A 16,337-nucleotide genomic window follows, 5' to 3' on the forward strand; every position below is an offset into this window, starting at 1 on the left:
CCGCGGTAAAGCCCCACCCTCCCCGCCCCGCCCTCCCCGCCCCACCCTCTGCCCGCCCCACCGCTCACATCCGCTCGGGAGCCTGAAGCCCCAGCAGATCCAGCGCCCGGGCCAGAGTGTCGCCGGTGAGCGCGCACAGGGCCAGCCGGTTCCCGCGCAGTTCCGCGGACTCGGCCCTCAGCACCGGGCAGGCGCCGTAGAAGTCGGTGAACGCCTTCGCCAACGCGAACAGATAGCCGCAGAGCCGATGCGGCTCCAGCTCCGCCGCCACCTCCGCCAGCACCGCCCCGAACCCGTCCAGCTGCAGGATCAGCACCCGCTCGGCCGGGTGCAGCGGCGCCTCCGGCACCACCTCCACCGCAGGCCCGGACGACGCCTCCGTCATCGCCGCCCTGGCGAGGATCGACCGCACCCGGGCGTGCGCGTACTGCAGGTAGACACCGGTGTTCCCGTTCAGCGACACCATCTCGTCGATGTCGAAGACATAGTTCTTCGCCCGCGAGGTCGCCAGATCCGCATACTTGACCGCACCGATCCCCGCCGCCGCGACCACCCGCTCCCGCTCGGTCGCCGAGAGGTCGCTCGGCTTGTCGGCGGTCGCCGCCCGGGCCGCCTCCACGGCCTGGTCCAGCAGCTGCGACAGCCGGACGGTGTCACCGGACCTGGTCTTGAACGGCTTGCCGTCCGGAGCCGTCACCATGCCGAAGGGCACATGGACGACCTCGACCGTGTCCGGCAGCCAGCCGGCCCGCCGCGCGGCGGCGAAGACCATCCGGAAGTGCAGCGCCTGCCGTGCGTCGACGACGTAGAGGATGCGGTCGGCGGCGAGGTCGACGACCCGGTGCCGCAGCGTCGCCAGATCCGTCGCCGCGTAGCCGTAACCGCCGTCCTGCTTACGGACCATCAGCGGCAGCGGCCGACCGTCGGCCCCGGTCATGTCGTCGAAGAACACGCACAGCGCGCCCTCGCTCTCCACCGCGATCCCGGCCGCCGTCAGTGCCTCCGCGATCCCGTCCAGCTCCGGGTTGTGGGAGGACTCCGCCGCCACGTCGGCCGGGGTGAGCAGCACCCCGAGCCGGTCGTAGAGCAGCTGGAACGCCCGGGTGGACACCTCCACCAACTGCCGCCACAGTGCCACGGTGGCCTCGTCGCCGGCCTGCAGGGCGACCACCCGCTGCCGGGCCCGCTCGGCGAACTCCGAATCCGCGTCGAACGCCTTCCGGGCGGCCCGGTAGAGCCCGTCCAGCTCGCTCACCCGCGTGCCCGGCTCCGCCGCCGGAGCGTGCTGCTGGTGTTCCTGCAGGTACTGGATCAGCATCCCGAAGTTGGTCCCCCAGTCACCGAGGTGGTTCTGCCGCACCACATCCGCACCGAGGAAGCCCAGCACCCGCGCCAGGCAGTCGCCGATGACCGTCGTCCGCAGATGGCCGACGTGCATCTCCTTGGCGATGTTCGGCCCGGAATAGTCGACCACGATCCGCGACCCCGTCAGCGGGCTCCCGACCCCCAGCCGCCTCCCGCCGTGAGCGAGCCTCGCGGAGACCAGGCCCCAGAGCGCCCGGTCATCCACCGTCAGATTCAGGAACCCGGGCCCGGAGACGGTGGCGGTGAACGGCCCTCCGACCATCCCCGCCCGCAACTCCTCGGCCAGCGCACGGGGACTGCTCCCGGCTTGCCTGGCGAGCGCCAGGGCGACGTTCGACTGGAAGTCGGCGTGCTCGGAGGGCCGTACCAGCGGGTCCGCCTCCGACAGCGGCGCCGGCAGGTGTCGGCGCATGGCGGCCGACATGACGTCTTCCGCATGGGCCTTGACTGCCTGTACCTGTGCCACGGGACTGCCCTCTCGACTCCATCAGCCTGTTTCGCGGAACAGTAGAGGGCAGAACCGAACCCCCGCCCACCATTTTTCCCGTGCGTAGCACTGGCCGCCCCCGGTAGCTTCCCGACATGGACTGGCATGCCTGGCACGACGACTACGACCGCCCCGACTCCTCACTCACGCACCGCCTGGCCGCGGTGCAGGAGCAGATCCGGGTGGCCCTGGACTCCGCACCACCAGGGTCCCTACGGGTGATCAGCATCTGCGCGGGCCAGGGACACGACCTGCTCGGCGTCCTCCCCGACCACCCGCGCCGCGAGGACGTCACCGCCCGCCTGGTCGAACTCGACCCGCGCAACGCCGCCGCAGCGCGGGCCACCGCTGCGGCGGCCGGCCTGCACCAGGTCGAGGTGGTGACCGGCGACGCCTCCCTCGTCGCCCAGTACCACGACCTGACCCCGGCCGAACTCGTCCTGGCCTGCGGGATCTTCGGCAACATCACCGACACCGACATCGGGCGCACCATCGACCACTGCACCCGCCTGTGCGCCGTCGGCGGCACGGTGGTCTGGACCCGCCACCGCAGGGAACCTGACCTGGTCCCACAGATCTGCCGCTGGTTCGAAGATCGCGGCTTCAGCCGGGTGTGGCTCTCCGCCCCCGACGCAGGCTTCGGCGCCGCAGCCCACCGAAACAGCGGCCAGGTCCGACCGCTCACGCCCGAACCGACGTCCGATTCCGCCGCCGCCACCTCCAACCCGAGCATGTTCACCTTCATCGGCTACGACGCCCTGCCCCGCTGACCAGGACGCCAACGCCGACCAGCCGCCGACACCCCACGCCTGCAACGGCATTGGTCGTGCGGCGACCGCACCCACCATCTCCGGGGCTCCGCCCCGAAAGCGCCAACTACGAGGAGCGGGGAGGGTGGCGGGGCGCGCGTCGCCGAGCGGCGCGCCGGTGCCCTCCCGGGCAGGGGGAGAAGAAACCTTTCGCCTGGCGAGTTGCCCGGTTTTCGGGTCACTCACCCTACTTTTGGGTCACTCATCCGACGGATCCTGCCCGTTATGTCCGATACAGCGTCAGATCAGTGACCCGAAAGTAGGCCGAGTGACCCCAATTTGCCCACCCTGCACCGCACTGGGGGGAGTTACACCCATACTGGGGTGAATTGCACCCATATATGGTTGCTACGCCCCCCAGCGTGGTTGTAACTCCCCCCAGGTAACCCATATGGGGGACACACTCGCCCCGACCCGCGCCCCCCGCGAGCGCTCCGCGCCGGACCCGGGCCACCCCCGGCCCAGTCGCGCGGCGAAGCCGCATCTTTCCGGGCGCGAGCCCGGGAATCGGCGGGCAACGCGCCCCACCCAGCGCTGCCGTTGCAGGCGTGGAGCGCCACCCCCGCCCACCGCCAAACGATCCGCGCCAGAGCACCCCACCCCCCGCCCAGTTGCCGGCGCGAAGCGCCTTCTTTCCGGGCGGAGCCCGGGAGACGGTGGGCAAGGTCGCGGCACGGGCGTTGCCGTTGCAGGCGTGGGGCGCCACGCCCGCTACGCCGCTGACAGCACCAGCTCCCGCACGTACCCCGCCGCCTCCGGCAGGGCGACTGCCGTGTTCGTGCCCGTCGCCCGGTCGGTGACCTCGACCGTGCCGGCCGCGAGGCCGCGTGCGCCGACGGTGATGCGGTACGGGATGCCGACGAGTTCGACGTCGCTGAACTTCACGCCGGGGCGCTCGTCGCGGTCGTCCAGAACGGCGTCGACGCGCTCGCGGCGCAGCTGCGCGTACAGCTCCTCGCCCGCGCCGGTGACGGCCTCGTCCTTGCCGAGGGTGACCACAGCGACCTCGAAGGGGGCGATGGCGACCGGCCAGACGATGCCCCGGTCGTCGTGGTGCGACTCGACCGCGCAGGCCAGGGCGCGTTCGATGCCGATGCCGTAGCTGCCCATGACCGGGGCGACCCGCTCGCCGCCGGGGGCGAGGACGCTGACGCCGAGCGGTTCGGTGTACTTCCTGCCGAGCTTGAAGATGTGGCCGATCTCGACCGTGCGGACCACGCCCAGCGGGGTGCCGCAGTGGGGGCAGGGCTCGCCGGCGGTGACCTCGCGCAGGTCGGCCCAGCGGGCCGGGGCGATGTCGCGGTCGACGTCGACGCCGCGCAGGTGCACCCCGTCGGTGTTGGCTCCGGTGGCCATGGAACGGCGTCCGCGCAGGGCCTCGTCGGCGATGACCGGAAGGCCGGCGACGCCCACCGCGCCCAGGCTGCCGGGCTTGGCGCCCAGCGCCGCGACGATCTCCTCCGGGGTCGCCGGGCGGATCCGGTTCGCCCCGGTGGCGTCGATCAGCTTCTGCTCGACCAGGGCGTGGTCGCCGCGCAGCAGCACCAGCGCGAGCTGCTCGTCCAGGGCGTAGACCAGGGTCTTGACCTGCTGCTGGGCGCTGTACCCGTACTCCCGGTCGAGGTCGTCGATGGTGCGTACACCAGGGGTGTCGAAGCGCTCCGGGGCCGCCGGTCCCTCGGCGTCCTCGACTGCGGCCAGGGCTGAGCCGGCTTTCTCCACATTGGCGGCGTAGTCGCAGTTCGGACAGGTGACGATCAGGTCCTCGCCCGCGTCCGACGGGCACATGAACTCCACCGACGAGCTGCCGCCCATGCTGCCGCTGGATGCCTGCACGGGGATCGCCGGGATACCGATCCTGGCGAAGATCCGCCGATAGGCGGCGTGCTGCCGGTCGAAGGCGGCGTCGAGGCCGGCCTCGTCCAGGTCGAAGCTGTAGGCGTCCTTCATGGTGAACTCGCGCACCCGGATCAAGCCGCTCTTCGGGCGCGGCTCGTCCCGGAACTTGGTCTGGAACTGGTACCAGGTCTGCGGCAGTTGACGGTACGAGCGCAGTTCCTGCGCCAGCGTGGTGAAGATCTCCTCGTGCGTCATGCCCAGGGCGAGGTCCGCCCCCTTGCGGTCCCTGAGGCGGAACATCTCCTCGCCCATGACGTCCCAGCGCCCGGACTTCTGCCAGATCTCGGCGGGGTGCATCACCGGCAGGAGGAACTCCTGCGCGCCGGTCCGGTTCATCTCCTCGCGGACGATCTCCATGATCTTCGCTCGGACCCGCACCGCGAGCGGCAGCAGCGAGTAGTGACCGGCCATCAGCTGGCGGACGTAGCCGGCGCGGAGCAGCAGCCGGTGGCTGACCGCGTCCGCATCGGCGGGATCCTCGCGCAGAGTGGGGACGTAGAGCTCTGACCAGCGCATCAGTGGGGCTGCTTTCGTCTAGGGGGCGGGAACGCAGTCTACCGAGCGGCGGTGGCGGCAATCCTCCCGTTATTGCCGGCCCCGGAGACCGATGGACACGCCCATGGACACGCCCGTGGTCAAGCCTATGCATCCGGGCCGGTGGTCGCGATACTGAGGCGCGTCGTCGGGGATTCCGGGGGGCCGCGTTGGAAGCCTTGGGCTGGGTACTGGTCGTCCTGCTGTGCTGCGGCTCCGCCGTGGGATGGCAGATGTACCGCTATCCCGGCGGGTGGGCCTACGCCTTCGGGACGATGTACGCGCCGGACCGCAAGGAGCTCGCGACAGCGCGCCTCGCCGTGCGCACGGTCAAGCGCGAGCACGGCGGGGAACTGTCGTCGGCGGAGGGGCAGTTGCGCGACGCCGAGCGGCGGCAGAGCCGACGGATCAACAGGGCCGATCGCGAGCTCAAAGAGCTGCGGAACTCAGGACCGAGACAACTACGGGAAACGATGGGCCCTTTGACGCTCTATCAGAAATCCTTGCTGATCTCCAAGGAGGAGATCCCACTCGACGGGCTCCGGGTCCGCTTCGAGGCCGGACGGCGGAACACCTGCTACATCCATGTCACCCTCCCCGACGGCCATGAGCAGTCCGCGTCCTTCCCCGGCGCCCAGTTCGAGGAGGAGGACGTCCGTGGCTTCTCCCGGCGGATCACCAATGCCGTCGCCGACGAGAACAGGGCCTGCGCGGTACGCGACCAGCGGATCGCCGAGGTCGAGGAGGACCGCCGACGCGCCGTCGCCGACACGGCCGCCCAGGAGGCCGCCCGGGAGGAGCTCGCACGGGTGAAGGAACGGCACCGGAAGGAGGGCCGCCTCGCCGCCGCGCAGGACGGGCTCGACCGGGCCCTCGACCAGTGGCAGGACATCACCGGACACCGTCCGGCCCGATGAGACGCTCCCTCCGCTAGCGCTCCGACGGCGCCTGCCCGTGCCCCTGCCCGTGCCCCCGCCCAGCCAGCCGCTGCTGCTCCGCCTCGATGATCTGCCGCGCCAGCGACGACTCGGAGACGTCCAGGGCCTCCGGTGACGTCTCGGCGGCGTCGCTGCGGCGGGCGTAGACGTCGAACAGGTTCTGTTTGCGGGACAGCAGGCGCAGCAGCCGCTGGTCGACGCTGTCCGGCGTGAGCAGCCGGTGCACCCGTACCCGCCGGGTCTGCCCCATCCGGTGCGCGCGGGCGACGGCCTGCTGCTCCAGAGCGGGTTTGACCTGCGGTTCGCACAGCACGACCACGCTCGCGGCCTGCAGGTTCAGCCCGATGCCGCCGACCTGGATCTGCGCGAGCAGCACCGCCGGTCCGGACACGGCGGTGAACCGGTCGACGATCCGCTGCCGCTCGTCCGGGCCGGCACGGCCCGACAGCGGTCCGAGCAGCGCCGGAACCTCGGCGGCGATGGCTTCCTGAGCCACCGTCAGTACATCGCGGAAGTAGGAGAACACCAGCACCTTCTCCCCCGCGGCCACGGCCTCCGCCACGATCTCGCACAGCCGCCGCAGTTTCGCGGACTTCTCCGGGACGGCGTACGCGGCCCGGCGCATCGCCTGGAAGTTCCCGTCGGCGACCGCCTGCCGGTAGGCGTCCTCGTCGGCCGGGCTGAACTCCTGCCACTCGTCGCTGTGCACCATCACCGGCAGTTCGCTGAGCACATCGCTCTGGTTGCGCCGCAGATAGGCCGGGGCGACGGCGTGCCGGAACGCCTCCGCGCCGGGGAGCACGCCCCACTGCCCGACGGCAGGCAGAAGTGCGGGCTGCAGATAGGACAGCAGCGCGCGGAACTCTTCGAGCCGGTTCTCCATCACCGTGCCGGTGAGGAACAGCACCCGCTCGCACCGTTCGGTCAACGCGCGTACCTGGCGGGCCCGCTGGGTCTGCGGGTTCTTGATGTAGTGGGCCTCGTCCACCACCACCATCGCCATCGCCATGGCCGCCTCAGCGGCCCGATCGAGCATCCGTCCTTCCACCAGGTAGCGCAGCCCCTCGAAGGTGGTGACGGCGACCCCGCCCTCCTGCTGCCAGCGCCTCAGGGCCGACCAGCGGTCGGTCCCGTGCAGCCGGTGGGCGCCCAGCCGTGACCGTGACTCGATCTCCCGGATCCAGTTGACCAGCACGCTCGCCGGGCAGACCACCAGGAAGTGACGCTCTCCGGCCGCGGCGAGGTGCGCCATCGCGGCGATCGCCTGGATCGTCTTGCCCAACCCCATCTCGTCACCCAGGATCGTCCGCTGCCGCACCAGGGCGTAGCGGGCGCCGAACACCTGGTAGCCGCGCAGCGAGACCCGGAGCAGCGACTCGTCCAGTTCCTGCCCGCGCACCTGCCGGGCGAGCGGGTCGGGCAGGTGGCCCTCGGCGGACTCGATCGACACCGTCCGCAGGGCGGCTTCGGCGATCTGTCCCAGGACGGTGTAGAACTCGGCCGCCCGGGTCACGAACTCCAGCCAGGCCTGGTCCGGCGAGGACGGGCGGCGCAGCAGGTCCGCCGCGGCCTGGGCGAGCACCTCGTCGATGTCGTCCTGCTCGGCGGCGGCCACCAGTTCGGCCATCCCGGCCATGGCCGCCAGTGCCGCCTCCCGCCGACCGCGTCCCATCAGCCGCAGCCGCAGCGCCGACCGGGCCGGGGCCCCGTCCGCCAGGGCGACGGTCAGCAGCGTCGAGACGTCGTCCGCGCGCCGGTACGCGCCGAGCAGCCCGGGGCCGGCCTGGACGAACGGGAACAGCTCCGTCACCAGCCCCGTTCCCGCCGGGTCGCGGCGGTCCGGGTCGATGCGCACGGCGGTGGCCTCCAGGGCGGCCCGGGCGAGCTGTGCGGCGGCGGCCTTGGCCTGGTCCGCGCTCTGCCGGCCGATTCCGGGGACCCGGAGCAGTTCGTAGGCCTCGGCCCGGTGGACCTGACCGACCGTCACGATTCCAGCCGCCTCCAGGGCGGTGATCCGCAGCCGCCCGTCGGTCACATCGCTGAGCCGGGTGACCGGAACCTCGTCCAGCGCCGCCTGCGCCTCCCCGGCGCGCAGCTCCTCGGCCAGGGACCGGACCCGTTCGACGGCGGCCCGGTACTCGTTCGCCACGTCGGTCGCGGACCGGTGCAGCCGCCGTCCCCGTCCGTACAGCTCTCTGCGCTCACGGCTCCGCCCCACCCGGCGCCTCCCCCTTCGCACCCTCGCACCCGTGCACCCTCGCTACGCGCACATCCTGCCAGCGGATACGCGAGGGCGGCGCACTCCGGTTCGGAGTGCGCCGCCCTGGCGGTGCATGTGGTGCATATGGTGCCCGGTACCGGCAGTCCTACTGGCGTGAACCGGGCGTGACCGGGTCTGTCAGAGACCGGCAGCCGGGCCGCAGACCGGCCAGGCGCCGGGGCCCTGCGAGGCCAGGACCTGCTCGGCCACGGCGATCTGCTGGTCCTTGGTGGCCTGGTCGGCGCTGGCGGCGTACTGGGTGCCGCCGTAGGCGGCCCAGGTGGAGGCCGTGAACTGGAGGCCACCGTAGAAGCCGTTGCCGGTGTTGATGCTCCAGTTACCGCTGCTCTCGCACTGCGCGACAGCGTCCCAGGTGGACGTGGACGCGGCAGACGCGGTGGTGGCGGTGACCAGGCCGGCCACCGGAGCGGCGACCAGCACACCGGTCGCCAGCGCCATCCGCATCCGGTTGCGGCGACGGCCGGTCCCGGCGGTGTTGCGGGCAGCGTTGGTGGGGGTGCGGAAGTTCATCAAATCCCTTTCGACAGGCCCCGGGGCGACGCAGCAGGAAGCCATCGGGGCGCGCGGGGGCGCGCTCGGCTTCGCGGTGTCGTGAGGTGGTGCGGACAGTCGGTCCACGCGACAGGGGCGTGGTCACCGTGGCTGTCCCGGTGCCCACGGTCCTGGCCGCTGGGAGCGGGGAGGACCACTGGGTGGGCGAACCCGGGGGGGTGCTCAGTGCACGTCTTCGAAGCTAGGCAACAATCGGAGACGATTCAAACATTTTGGAGAAGTCCCTGCTCAGGGTCAGGTTACCGCTGGTAATGATCATGAATGCGAGGCCATTTTCCGCATCGGACCGCCGGATCCGCCGCCGCTTTGTGGTCTGGACCACACGCCGGAGCCGGTGAGCTGCACCACATCGTCGACGCTCTGTGAGCAGGCGTCAGCCGCCCGTGCGTGTTGATCTTGTACTTCCGTCCGCTCGACCGCCCTCTCTGTGACCTGGGCCATGCGGGGTCGCGCGCGGAACCACGCCGTCAGTCGCCCGCGCCCGCATCGACTCCCGCATCGACTCCCGCATCGGCGATCCGGCGGCGCAGGTCGGCCGCGGTCTCGGGCTCGCCGAGACGGTCGTAGCAGTCGGCGGCCTCCCGCCAGGCCGGCAGCGCCTCGCTGTGCTCGCCGGTGGCGGTGAGCGCGTCGCCGAGCAGCATCAGCGCGTTCCCGAGCATCTGCAGGTCGTCGCACTCCCGGCCGGTGGCGATGGCCTCGCGCAGCGAGGCCATCGCCTCGGGCAGGCGGCCGAGCGCCAGATACGCCTCGCCCAGATTCAGCTGGCCCGCGCCGATCCCGACGAAGGATTCGGCCTTCCGGGCCATCGGGATGGACTCCTGGAACGCCTCGACCGCCTCCTCGGCGCGGCCGAGCTCCAGGTAGAGCAGGCCCAGGTTGTTCAGGGTCGCCAGGATCCCGTACGGGTGCGCCGCCTCCCGGCGCAGCGGCAGGGCCCGTTCGAACCAGGGCAGGGCCTCCTCGTGCCGCTCCGCGAAGTAGTAGGTCATCGCGATGGACTCGTTGGCGGCGGCCTGGCCGTGCACGTCGCCCCGCCGGGTCTGGATCTCCAGCGCCGCGTGGGCGGCGGCCAGCGCCTCATCGATCTGCTTCAGCTCCATATGGGCATGGGCCACGCTGTTGTAGGAGGCGGCCTCGTGCTCCAACCGCCCGGTGCGGCGGGCGCTCTCCAGGCTGACCCGCTGGGTCTCCAGCACGATGTCCAGCTCCCGGCGCAGCAGCAGATGGTGCAGCGTCTCCATCGGCAGCAGCTGCGCCAGCGCCTCCATCCGCAGCTCGCCCACCTGGACGGTGACGGCGTGGAGGTTGGCCTGTTCGAGGTCCAGCCAGGCCAGCGCGTCGGCGTAGGAGTCAAAGCGCAGCGCGGTGTCCGGCTCCGGGACCTCGGACAGGTCGAAGCGGCGGCGCTCGGGCTTGAACTGCTCCATGGCCTGGTAGGCGCTGTGCAGGTACCAGGTGCCGAGCCGTTCCACCGCGGCGTACGCCTCCGCACCGGGCCGCAGCTCGGGCTCGGGCTCAGGTCCGGGCTCCGCCTCGGCGACCAGCTCCCGGGCGAAGAGGTGCAGCAGGTCGTGGACGGCGAACCGGCCGGCCCGCGGCTCGCGCACGAAGTGGATGTCGACGAGCCGGTCCAGGGCCTGCCGGGTGGCGTCGGCGGTCCGGTCGGCCAGGGCCGCGACGGCCGCCAGGCCGATCTCCCCGCCCTGCCACAGACCGAGCAGCCGGAAGACCCGGGCGGCCTCCCGGTCCAGCTCGCAGTCGGCTCCGGCGAGGGTGTCGTAGCTCAGTCCGAAGGAGACCCGGACACCGAGGTCGTCCACCACCAGCTCGCGCAGCCGGCCCCGGCGCTCCGCCAGCCGGTCCGCCAGGGACGCCGCGGACCAGTCGGGACGCGCGACCAGGCGCGCCGCCGCGATGCGGACGGCCAGCGGGTGCATGTCGCAGGAGTCCAGAATCCGGGCCACCGCCTCCGGTTCGGCCAGCGCCCGCTCGGCTCCCACGATCGCGGCGAACAGCGCCTCGGCCTCGCTCCTGGCCAGCGCACCGAGTTCGGTGCGGGCGGAGACGCTCAGGCTGGCGCAGCGGCTGCGGCTGGTCGCCAGCACGCCGCAGCCGGCCGATCCCGGCAGCAGCGGACGCAGCTGCGCGGCGTCGCGGACGTCGTCCAGCAGCAGCAGGACCCGCCGGGTGGCGAGATGGCTCCGGTAGAGGGCCTCCCGCTCCTGCTCGTCGCGCGGGATCGCCGCGTCGGCGACGCCGAGGGCGCGCAGGAAGGAGGAGAGCGCGTCGGCGGGGGTCAGTGGGCGGCGTCCGGAGCCGCGCAGGTCGAGGAAGAGCTGCCCGTCCGGGAACCGGCCCGCGACCTGGTGGGCCACCTGTACGGCGAGCGTGGTCTTGCCGACCCCGCCCGCACCGGAGACCAGGCACAGCGAAGCCGTGCCGGCGCCGCCCGGGGCGCTCGCGGCGCCCGACGGAGGTGCGCCGGTGAGCGCGTCGCACAGATAGTCGACCTGACTCGCCCTGCCGGTGAAGTCCCGCAGTCCGCTGGGCAGTTGGGCGGGAATGGCGGGCCGGTCCAGGACCGCGGATCCCGAGGCGCTCTCGGCGGCGGACTCTGCGACGGGTTCTGCGACCGGCACCGCGACCGGTCCAGCGGCGGCGGCCGGGTAGGCCCCGTCCAGCGGCCACGGCGGCAGCGGGGCCCCGGCCAGGATCGCCGACTGCAGCGCCCGGCTGTGGGAGCCCGGCTCGACGCCGAGCTCGTCGACCAGGCTTCGGCGCAGTCTGGCGAACTCGTCCAGCGCCTCCGTCGAACGGCCGGCCGCGAACTGAGCACGCATCAGCAGGCAGGACAGCTGCTCGCGGTAGGGGTGTTCCGCCTGCAGACGCAGCACCCGCTCCAACGCCTCGCCGGGGTGCCCGAGTTCGAGATCAGAGCGGACCAGCAGTTCATGGGTCTGGATCAACCCCTCCTGAAGGCTGGGTATTTCACGGTCCTTCAGCACTCCGGCCGGGACGTCCTCCAGGGCGGCGCCACGCCACAGGCCGAGTGCCGCCCGCAGCTCCGCGGCCGCGCCGGCCCAGTCCTGCCGGGCAGCCGCGACCTGGCCGCGCCGCCGCAGCGCGTCGAAGTGCAACAGGTCGAGCTCGGCGTCCTCGCGCAGTTCCACCCGGTAGCCCGGCGCCTGCGTCCGCAGCCGCGCCCCGGCCACCGGGCCGAGCGTCCGCCGCAGCCGCATCATGTAGCTGCGCAGGGTGGTCGTCGCAGCGGTCGGCGGCCTGCCGTCCCAGACCTGGTCGGCGAGGTCCGCCGTGTCCACGGTGTGGTTGGCGCGCAGGAGCAGCGCCGCGAGCAGGATGCGCTGGCGACTGGCGGGGATACCGACGGCGCTCCCGTCCAGCTCGACCGACACCGGACCGAGCAGTCCGAAACGGATCAGCGACGCTGCGTCTGGCACCTGTTCGTCCACCGGAGATTCTCTATCGTCGGTCCCACCCCTGCTGACGCCACACAGACGCCACGGCTGGGTGGCAGTGTAATGCCCACGGAAAGGGCGTGCTGGTGGCGTACGGGCCGAGTCGGTGATCTTGGTCCCGACACCCGACACGCGTCCCCGCACCCGGCCGAACCGCTCCGGCGGTTCGGCGCCCGGCGGTGGCCCACGGGGGTGGCCACAGCTGCGGCTCGGTCGTGGCCACCGGGGGTGGCCACGACCGCCGTCCCCCCGGACCGCTCCAGCGACGTGACCCGGCGGGACGACATGCCTTGCCGCCCCGGACGGCAGTCGGTCGTGGTCACAATCGCGATCACGGTCACAGTCACAGTCACTCCAGCAGCGGAAACCGTCCGGACCTGAGCAGCGCCCCGATCGCGTCGACCTTGGACTGCGGTGCCGCATAGTCGGGATGCGCCCGCAGCACCGCGGCGGCGTCGTGCAGCCGGCTCAGCTGGACCGCGGCCTCGGCGACGCCACGGCCCGACGCGCTGACCGGATGCGCGGTGAACACCGGTCGATCCGGGTCGACCCGGCCGATGGCGACCGCCTTCGGCACCCGCCGGGCGCAGCGGCAGAACGCCTCCGGGTTGACCAGACCGCAGGTCGAATCCATGAACGCGCGGATCCGGCGCCGCGCCCGCTCCAACCGCTTGCGGTACGCAGCCGGGCTGACTTCGAGGATCCACGCCGCGTCGGCGGACGACAGCTCGAAGACGTCGCTCAGCACGAACGCGATCCGCTCGCCGCGCTCCAGGCACTGCAGCACCGCCTGGGTGCAGGAGAGCCGAACCTCCTCGGCCAACAGGGCGGCCTCCGGGCCCTGGTAGTCCGCCTCGGCCAGCCCGTCGGCAAGATCGTCCCGGAACTCGTCGAGGCTGAGCTGCCTGGCCTCCTGCGGGGTCTGCCGGCGCAGGTTGAGCAGGTAGTTGACACCGATCCGGTACGCCCAGGTGAGCAGCTTCGCCTCGGCCCGCCAGGTGGCCAGCCGGGTCACCACCCGGATCAGGATCTCCTGGACGGCGTCCTCGGCGTCGGCCGGCCGCCAGGCCATCCGCAGCGCCAGCCGGTAGAGGGGATCCTGGAGGAGGCGGATCACCTCGTCCAGGGCAGCCCGGTCCCCGCCGACCGCGCGCGCCACCAGGGCCACTTCGTCGGCGGCCGCCGCACTGCCCGCCTCGTCCGGGCTCTCTGCCCCGTCCGTGCTCTCAACGGTCACGCTGTCATTGTCGTCGCCGCGGTCAAGGCATGCCGCCTGATCCAGCCCGCGACCGCGGTCCCGATCGCCTCGGGCCGGTCCTCGGGAATGTGGTGCCCACCCGGTCCGACCGAGACCACCTCGGCACTCGCGAAGGCGTCCGCCGCCTCGCCGATCATCCCGGGGGAGCCCAGCCCCACACCGTTCTCCACGGCCATGAGCAGCTTCGGCACCTCGGGCGACTCCGCCATCCAGCGGCGGTACCGCTCCACCACCGCCACCACGTCGGCGGGTTCGCCGTCGAGTGGCAACTCGCGGGTCCAGGCCAGCATCGGCCTGCGCGACTCCGGATCGAGGAACGGCGCCCGGTAGACGTCGTGGTCGCTCGGGGCCAGCCCGCTCGCCACCCCGCGCGGCAGGTTGAACTCGATGAACATGTTGTTCTCCAGAATCGACTCCTCGCCCTTCGGCGAGCGGAAGCCACGGAACAGCTCTGCCCCCTGCGGCGGCATCTCCTCCCATCGCATCGGCCGCAGGAACGTCTCGACCACCGCGACACCCCGCACCCGCCCCGGATGCCGGGCGGCCCAGTCCATCCCCAGCGTCCCGCCCCAGTCGTGCCCGACTATCACCACCTCGTCCAGCTCCAACGCCTCGAACCAGGCGTCCAGGTAGCGGATGTGGTCGGCGAGGCGGTAGTCCACCTCGGGCTTGCCGGACTCCCCCATCCCGATCAGATCCGGCGCCAGGCACCGCGCCTCCCCGGCGACGTGCGGAATCACATTCCGCCACAGGTACGACGACGTGGGGTTGCCGTGCAGAAACACCACCGGAACGGCCCCGGACGCGGGCGCGGGCGGGGCCCCGGTGTCGCGGTAGCTCATGAACGAATCACGTACGTCGATGCTGGCCATGGTGCCGGTCCTCCCTCGCGGAAACTGCCTTCACCTGGTTGGACACGGGTTCCCGACCGGTTGTGACCGCCTCGGCCTGTTTTTCTTGCCGCATTGGGTATTCCTGTCCTGTTGGCCGAGTAGGCGCGTGGCATCGAGGTGAGCTGCCAGACTGAACGTTCCGTTCGTGGAGGCTCGTTGCCGGGGGCGCAGCTGATGACCACTCACTCGTCGGATCAATCGCCACCGGAAGGCCCCGTACGGCTGCTGGTCGGCCGCTACCTGCTGGGCGACCGGCTGGGGCGGGGCGGGATGGGGATCGTGTGGCGGGCCCATGACCAGCTGCTGGACCGCGAGGTCGCGGTCAAGGAGCTGAACGTCGGCGGGCTGCCGGCCGAGGAACTGGACACACTGCACTCGCGGATGAAGCAGGAGGCGCGGGCGGCGGCACGGATCGGCCACCCCAATGTGATCACCATTCACGACGTGGTCGAGCAGGACGGCCGGCCCTGGATCGTGATGGAGCTGGTCGACGGCCGCTCCCTCGCCGAGATCATCGCCGACGAGGGCACCCTGCTGCCGCGTGACGCCGCCCGGGTCGGAGTGCAGATCCTTGCCGCACTCGGCCAGGGGCACCGTCTCGGGGTGCTGCACCGCGACGTCAAGCCGGCCAATGTGCTGATCGACCGGCGTGGGCGGGTGGTGCTCACCGACTTCGGGATCGCACTGTTCGAGGGCGGCAGCGGGCTCACCAGGACCGGCCAGATCGTCGGCTCCCCGGACTACCTGGCCCCGGAGCGGGTGGCCGGCCGCCGACCGGGCCCGGAGTCGGACCTCTGGTCGCTGGGCGCCACCCTCTACGCGGCGGTCGAAGGGCAGTCCCCGTTCCTGCGCAGCTCCACCATCGGCACCCTGCAGGCGGTGATCACCGATCCGCTGCCCGAGCCGCGCAGCGCGGGGCCGCTCTTCCCGGTGCTCGAAGCGCTGCTGCACAAGGATCCGGCCGAGCGCGCCACCGGCGAGCAGGCCCTGCGGATGCTGGAGGAGGTGGCGCAGGGTCACACCCCGCCCACCGCGGCCGCGGTCCCGCTCCCGCCCCCGTACGGCCCGGGCGCCGGAGGCGACCGCTCCGCATACCCCACGCAGTCGACCCCACCCACCCCGCTGCAGCCCCCGCCGCTGCCGGGCTACCCGACGCCCCAGGCGCCCGGTCGGCCGCCCGGTCAGACCCCTGCCCCGGCGTACGGTCCGGCCTACAGCCCGGCGTACGGGTACCCGACCCCGCCCACGCCCAGCTGGGCGAGCCCCCCGCCCGGCGGCCCGTACGGCCCCAGCGGCCCCGGTGGCCGTGATCCGCACCGGCGCCGCACCTGGCTGCTGGTGTGCGGCGTCGCGCTCGCCGCCGCGCTGATCGGCGGCGGCCTGACGCTCGCCGCCACCAGGGGCGGTACGCACCACGCCGCGCAGAGTGCGCCGCCGTCCCCGGAGACCCCGGTCACCACCACCGCACCCGTCCAGCCGAGCCCGTCGGCATCAGCCTCACCCTCGTCCGCACCGCCGCCGACGACCGCAGCACCGACGTCGGTCAAGCCGACCCCCGGGCCGGGCGCCACCGTCGACGCCTACTACGCCGCGATCAACGCCCACGACTACCGCACCGCGTGGAACCTGGGCGGAAAGAACCTCGGCGGCTCCTACTCGTCCTTCGCGAACGGCTTCTCGACCACCAGCAGCGACACCATCACCATCGACAGCGAGAGCGGCGACACCGCCAACGTCCATCTGCACGCCGTGCACACCGACGGCTCCACAGCCGACTACGCCGGCTACTACACGGTCCAGAACGGCGTCATCACCCAGGGCTCGCTCCAGCAGACGTCCTGA

The 16,337-nt window shown here is 72.2% G+C and carries 9 protein-coding genes and 1 pseudogene; 3 read left to right on the plus strand and 7 right to left on the minus strand.

The features are described from left to right. Positions 1–64 precede the first annotated feature (64 nt). Entirely contained in the window at positions 65–1,831 is a 1,767-nt protein-coding gene (gene argS, locus ABH941_RS13640) for an arginine--tRNA ligase (protein ID WP_370129283.1), read from the minus strand. A 116-nt stretch (positions 1,832–1,947) separates the two neighbouring features. Between argS and ABH941_RS13645 the strand changes: the two genes are divergently transcribed. Continuing rightward, positions 1,948–2,622, plus strand: coding sequence for an SAM-dependent methyltransferase (locus tag ABH941_RS13645; RefSeq protein ID WP_370129284.1), 675 nt, complete (start codon positions 1,948–1,950; stop codon positions 2,620–2,622). Positions 2,623–3,372: 750 nt separating this feature from the next. Here ABH941_RS13645 and ABH941_RS13650 read toward each other — a convergent pair. Beyond that, positions 3,373–5,076 (minus strand): proline--tRNA ligase, encoded by a 1,704-nt coding sequence (locus ABH941_RS13650; RefSeq protein ID WP_370129285.1) that lies wholly within the window; start codon positions 5,074–5,076, stop codon positions 3,373–3,375. Positions 5,077–5,264: 188 nt separating this feature from the next. On the opposite strand from ABH941_RS13650, the gene ABH941_RS13655 reads away from it, so the two are divergent. After that, positions 5,265–6,011, plus strand: coding sequence for a hypothetical protein (locus ABH941_RS13655; protein WP_370129286.1), 747 nt, complete (start codon positions 5,265–5,267; stop codon positions 6,009–6,011). 13 nt (positions 6,012–6,024) lie between these two features. On the opposite strand, the gene ABH941_RS13660 is transcribed toward ABH941_RS13655, so the two are convergent. The 5 genes and pseudogenes from ABH941_RS13660 to ABH941_RS13680 all read right to left on the minus strand — a co-directional run bounded on the left by ABH941_RS13660 (position 6,025) and on the right by ABH941_RS13680 (position 14,474). Next, positions 6,025–8,250 (minus strand): DEAD/DEAH box helicase, encoded by a 2,226-nt coding sequence (locus ABH941_RS13660; RefSeq protein ID WP_370129287.1) that lies wholly within the window; start codon positions 8,248–8,250, stop codon positions 6,025–6,027. Between the two features lie 198 nt (positions 8,251–8,448). After that, a pseudogene (locus tag ABH941_RS13665) lies at positions 8,449–8,823 on the minus strand (transglycosylase family protein); the annotation flags it as partial. A gap of 509 nt (positions 8,824–9,332) precedes the next feature. Then, positions 9,333–12,326, minus strand: a complete 2,994-nt coding sequence (locus ABH941_RS13670) for a BTAD domain-containing putative transcriptional regulator (RefSeq protein WP_370129288.1) — start codon at positions 12,324–12,326, stop codon at positions 9,333–9,335. A 367-nt stretch (positions 12,327–12,693) separates the two neighbouring features. Then, positions 12,694–13,581, minus strand: a complete 888-nt coding sequence (locus ABH941_RS13675) for an RNA polymerase sigma factor (RefSeq protein ID WP_370129289.1) — start codon at positions 13,579–13,581, stop codon at positions 12,694–12,696. After that, complete coding sequence (locus ABH941_RS13680; RefSeq protein ID WP_370129290.1) at positions 13,578–14,474, minus strand: haloalkane dehalogenase; 897 nt, start codon at positions 14,472–14,474, stop codon at positions 13,578–13,580. Before ABH941_RS13680 ends, ABH941_RS13675 begins: the two co-directional genes overlap by 4 nt. 195 nt (positions 14,475–14,669) lie before the next feature. On the opposite strand from ABH941_RS13680, the gene ABH941_RS13685 reads away from it, so the two are divergent. After that, positions 14,670–16,337, plus strand: a complete 1,668-nt coding sequence (locus tag ABH941_RS13685; RefSeq protein WP_370129291.1) for a protein kinase — start codon at positions 14,670–14,672, stop codon at positions 16,335–16,337.

It is taken from the genome of Streptacidiphilus sp. EB103A (assembly GCF_041261405.1).
In the GTDB taxonomy this organism is placed as follows: Bacteria; Actinomycetota; Actinomycetes; order Streptomycetales; family Streptomycetaceae; genus Streptacidiphilus.